This is a genomic window from Mesorhizobium sp. M7A.F.Ca.CA.003.01.2.1, assembly GCF_003998945.1.
Lineage (GTDB): Bacteria > Pseudomonadota > Alphaproteobacteria > Rhizobiales > Rhizobiaceae > Mesorhizobium > Mesorhizobium ciceri.
Map to the genome: position 1 here is coordinate 1 of NZ_RZRA01000513.1, position 4,006 is coordinate 4,006.

The following is a 4,006-nucleotide window of genomic DNA, read 5'->3' on the forward strand; positions in this document are numbered from 1 at the left end:
GGGGCGGGCCTTGCTGATCGGGTTGTAAAGCGCGATGACGAAGCCGGCACCGGCCGCCGCCAGCAGGCGCAGTTCGATCAACTCCCATGGCTTTAGATTGTCGGAGAGCGAGATGGCGCAGAAATCATGGCCGAGCGGCGCGCCGATGCGGGCGGCAACCGCAAGCATGGCGGTGATGCCGGGCACCACGGCGACATCGACTGCGCGCCATTCGACCGGACCGGCCTCGATCGCCTCGCAGACGGCCGCCGCCATGGCGAACACGCCGGGATCGCCGCCGGAGACCACGGCGACGTCATGGCCCTCTGCAGCCTTGCTCAATGCGTCCTTGGAGCGGGCGAGTTCCTCGCGGTTGTCGGAAGCGACGCGGGTCTGGTCCGGGCGCAGGTCCAGCCGGTCGAGATAGGGTTTGTAGCCGTAAAAGAATTTCGCCTCGGCGACAGCGCGGCTGGCCTCCGGGGTGACCTGATCGGCATTGCCGGGGCCAAGGCCGATGACGATGAGACGGCCACTCATACCTGCGCTCCCACGGCGCCGGGGCGGCCGGACCAGCCGGCGACCAGCACGATGGCGAAGTAGGGCGCCTTGTCGTCCTTTTTGTCGGCAAGCTTCATCGAGACGCTGCCGGCCATGGTGCCGCGCTCGACATAGACGGCGCGCGACAGCTTGGCCGTAGCCTCCAGCGCCCGCCTGATCTTGGGCAGGTTGCGGCCGACCTTCATTATGACGGCGGCATCGGTGTCGGCCAGCCGGCGGGTCAGCTCGAACTCGCTCATCGTGCCCGGCAGCACGGTGAGCACGTCGTCGCCCTGGACGATCGGAATACCGGTCTGCGACCAGCAGCCGGACATGGCGGTGACGCCGGGGATGACTTCGGTCGGAAAACGATGGGCGAGGCGCACATGCAGATGCATGTAAGAGCCGTAGAACAGCGGGTCGCCCTCCGACAGCACCGCAACCATTCTGCCGGCTTCGAGGTGCTCGGCGACCTTTTCGGCCGACTCCTCGTAGAAAGCCGTGATCTGCGAGCGGTAGTCGTCGTGGTCCCTGGCGATTTCGGTTGTGACGGGATAGAGCAGCGGCAATTCCGTCATTTCGGGCCGGAACTGCGCTTCGACGATGGCGCGGGCGTTGCTGTTGTTGCCGCGCTTGGCGAAATAGGCCACGACATCGGCCTCGGCCAGGATGCGGGCGGCTTTTAGGGTCAGCAGTTCGGGGTCGCCAGGACCGGTGCCGACGCCAACGAGGCGGCCTTTGAGAAAGGCGTTCACAGGCCAGGCCTCGCCAATGAATTGAGCGCGGCGGCGGTCATGGCACTGCCGCCAAGCCGGCCACGCACGATGGCGTAGGGAACGCCGTAGGAATTCTCGGCCAGCGCATCCTTGGATTCGGCCGCACCGACGAAGCCGACCGGCATGCCGATGATGGCCGCCGGCTTCGGTGCGCCATCGCGCAGTTTTTCCAGGAGATAGAATAGCGCGGTCGGCGCATTGCCGATGGCAACCACAGAGCCGGCCATGCGCTCGCCCCAGAGGTCGATGGCGGCCGCCGAACGGGTGTTGCCGATTTGCCTGGCAATTTCGTGCGTACGCGGGTCGCGCAAGGTGCAGATCACCTCGTTGCCCGCCGGCAGCCTGGCGCGGGTGACGCCATGCGAGACCATTTCCGCGTCGCAGAAGATCGGCGCGCCGGCCGCCAAAGCGGTGCGGGCGGCGGCAACGAAATCCTTGGAGAACACAAAATGATTTGAAGCTTCGACCTGGCCGCAGGCATGGATCATGCGAATGGCGACATCGGCCTCAGCTTCGGAGAAGCGCGACAGATCGGCCTCGGCGCGGATGATGGCGAAGGAGCGCTCGTAGATCGCCGTGCCGTCATGGATGTAGTCGTAGGCGGCCATGCTCATTTCCGTTTTTCAGTTTGGGCCTGTCGGTAGGCCTCGGCGATACCGGCCGGCCCGAGCCTTGTCAGGCAAGCGGCGGCGGTTTCACCTTGATATCGTGTGCTGCGGATCATCGCCGCGACGCGGCCGATGCCGCGCGCGGCGTCATAGCCCGGCCTGTAGCCGGCAGGAAGGGCCTTTGCCGTCGCGTTCACGACAAGTCCGGCTCCATTTTCGCCGCCGACGATCGTCAGCGCTGCCGGACCGGGGTGGGCGCAGCCTTTGGCACAGCCGGAAATGTGAAGGGTGAAGTCGAGGATGTCGGCTGTTTCAGCGGCGATCGTCTCGGCGATGTCGCGTGTGGCGATGCGGCCGGAGGCGCAGGCCGGCATGCCCGGGCAAGCGGCAATGCGCGTGCGCGGGTCGGCGGGGGCGGTGACGAAGCCGAGGATGGCGGCGGTGTGTTGGAGCGATGGGTTGGCGGCGGTTGGTTGCCCGAGGAACAGCAAGGCACGACCGGGGGCGAGGCGGATTTCGGTTGTGCCGAGGGCGATGGCGGCTTGCGCGAGGGCGATGATCTTGTCGGCCGGCATGCTGCCGTAGGGCAGGGCGATGCCGAGGGCGGTGGCGTGGCCGGCTAAGGGGAAAAGGCCGATAGGTTTGCGCGAGGCGCCCCCCTCTGTCCTGCCGGACATCTCCCCCTCTAGGGGGGAGATTACGCCGTCACCGATGGTTTCGCCAATCTCCGGTGCTGTTAAGGAAAAGCCGGCGTCGAAGCTGCCAATCTCCCCGCCTGAGGGGGAGATGTCCGGCAGGACAGAGGGGGGCGCCTCGCGCAAACTCGTCGAGCACAGCCAACCCGCCAAAGACACTAATTGCCTCTCCGATAAATCCCTTGCGTGGGCCTCGCGGCCTTTCTCTGCAACCATCCTTAGAGCTGCAACGGCAATATCGCGCGCCGCACCTTGATCGGCAAACGCCAGCGGCCTCGCATTCCTCCCGTCACCCGCGACAGACACGCGCCACCGAACTCCCGCATCGGTGCGCGTTGCAGCAAGCCGCACGTCGGCCGTGACCGCATCCATGGCGAGTTGCCCGCAGCCGTCCACAACGACCGACACCTTCGGTCTTAGGCGCTGTACGAGCCCAGCTTCTTCGATCGCAGCCCTGATACGTTCAGCCAGCGGCCGGGGATCGGCAATCTCTTGCGGATCAATGCCTGCCAGCGGCCCGGTCTCGACCGGCACGCCGGTGCGAACCGCGATATCAAGCGCATCGACCTCCGCCGCCAGCAGCGCAGCACTTTGCGCCGTCAGGCCGCGTATCTGCAAACTGCCGCGCGCGGTGACTTCCATGATGCCATTGCCGTGCCGCAAAGCGGATTCGGCTAGTCCGATCAACGACTCTGGCGACATTCCCCCAGCAACCGGGTTGAGCCGCACCAGCAGGCCGTCGCCGGTTTGCATCGGTGCCGACAAAGCCGGACAGGCGCCGCGGCGCGAGAAGGCGCTCATGCCGCCACCCCAAGTGCTTCTGCCTCGGCAATCAGGGCCGTCAAATCGTCGTCGATGGAATTGCGCAGGGGATGCCAGAGGCCGCGCCGGCGCGCCGACAGGAAACGCTCGGCGATGATTTTTGCGGCGGCGGGGGTTTCGCGCAGGATGAAGGCGCGGACCATGGGATCGCCGACATAGGCGTCATGCACCGCCTCGATCAGCGTTCCCGGAATGGCGTGCGTGGTTTCGGCGAAGCCGACCAGCCGGTCGACGGTTTCGGCGAATTCGGAGGCACCGCGCGGGCCGTGCCGCATCTGGCCAGCGATGAAACGGGCATTGACGGCGCGGGCACGCACGACGCGCGCTACGGCCTCACTGATCGAGCGTGGCTTCGGCTTTTGCGGGTCCGTGGTGTCGAGCACGATGACGTCGGCATTCCTGCCGAGCGCCGCAAGTGCTGCGGAAAAGCCGCCGATGAAGGCCACATCGGCGGAGCCCTCGAGGATGTCGCGGCCGGGGTCGTCGCCGGTGTGGACGAGAAGATCGGCTTCGGCGATGCGGCCCTCGAAGGCGCCGGGCGCGGAGATGCCTTCGCCCCCGGCGCCGCCATAGGCGTGCGATGTAGCGT

Annotated in this window: 5 protein-coding genes; all 5 read right to left on the reverse strand. The window is 66.6% G+C overall.

The features are described 5' to 3' along the window. Window positions 1-516 (reverse strand): SAM-dependent methyltransferase (locus EN969_RS20040; RefSeq protein WP_127419330.1); only part of this gene is annotated, 516 nt, incomplete at its 3' end. After that, complete coding sequence (locus EN969_RS20045; RefSeq protein ID WP_013531083.1) at window positions 513-1,271, reverse strand: precorrin-2 C(20)-methyltransferase; 759 nt, start codon at window positions 1,269-1,271, stop codon at window positions 513-515. The genes EN969_RS20040 and EN969_RS20045, both read right to left, overlap by 4 nt. After that, the gene (locus tag EN969_RS20050) at window positions 1,268-1,900 is read right to left on the reverse strand and encodes a precorrin-8X methylmutase (RefSeq protein ID WP_063168243.1); all 633 of its coding nucleotides are present in this window, start codon (window positions 1,898-1,900) and stop codon (window positions 1,268-1,270) included. The genes EN969_RS20045 and EN969_RS20050 overlap by 4 nt, the downstream gene beginning before the upstream one ends. 2 nt (window positions 1,901-1,902) lie before the next feature. After that, window positions 1,903-3,396 carry a precorrin-3B synthase gene (cobG, locus tag EN969_RS20055; RefSeq protein WP_063168242.1) on the reverse strand — a complete coding sequence of 498 codons (1,494 nt, stop codon included), beginning with the start codon at window positions 3,394-3,396 and terminating at the stop codon, window positions 1,903-1,905. Further along, window positions 3,393-4,006, reverse strand: a 614-nt coding sequence (locus EN969_RS20060; protein ID WP_206525190.1) for a cobaltochelatase subunit CobN, incomplete at its 5' end; no start/stop codon positions are given. The genes EN969_RS20060 and cobG, both read right to left, overlap by 4 nt.

Coding starts and splice junctions, on each gene's coding strand:
- EN969_RS20050 (WP_063168243.1), bottom strand. CDS start 1,900: ATGGCCGCCTACGACTACATCCATGACGGCACGGCGATCTACGAGCGC.
- cobG (WP_063168242.1), bottom strand. CDS start 3,396: ATGAGCGCCTTCTCGCGCCGCGGCGCCTGTCCGGCTTTGTCGGCACCG.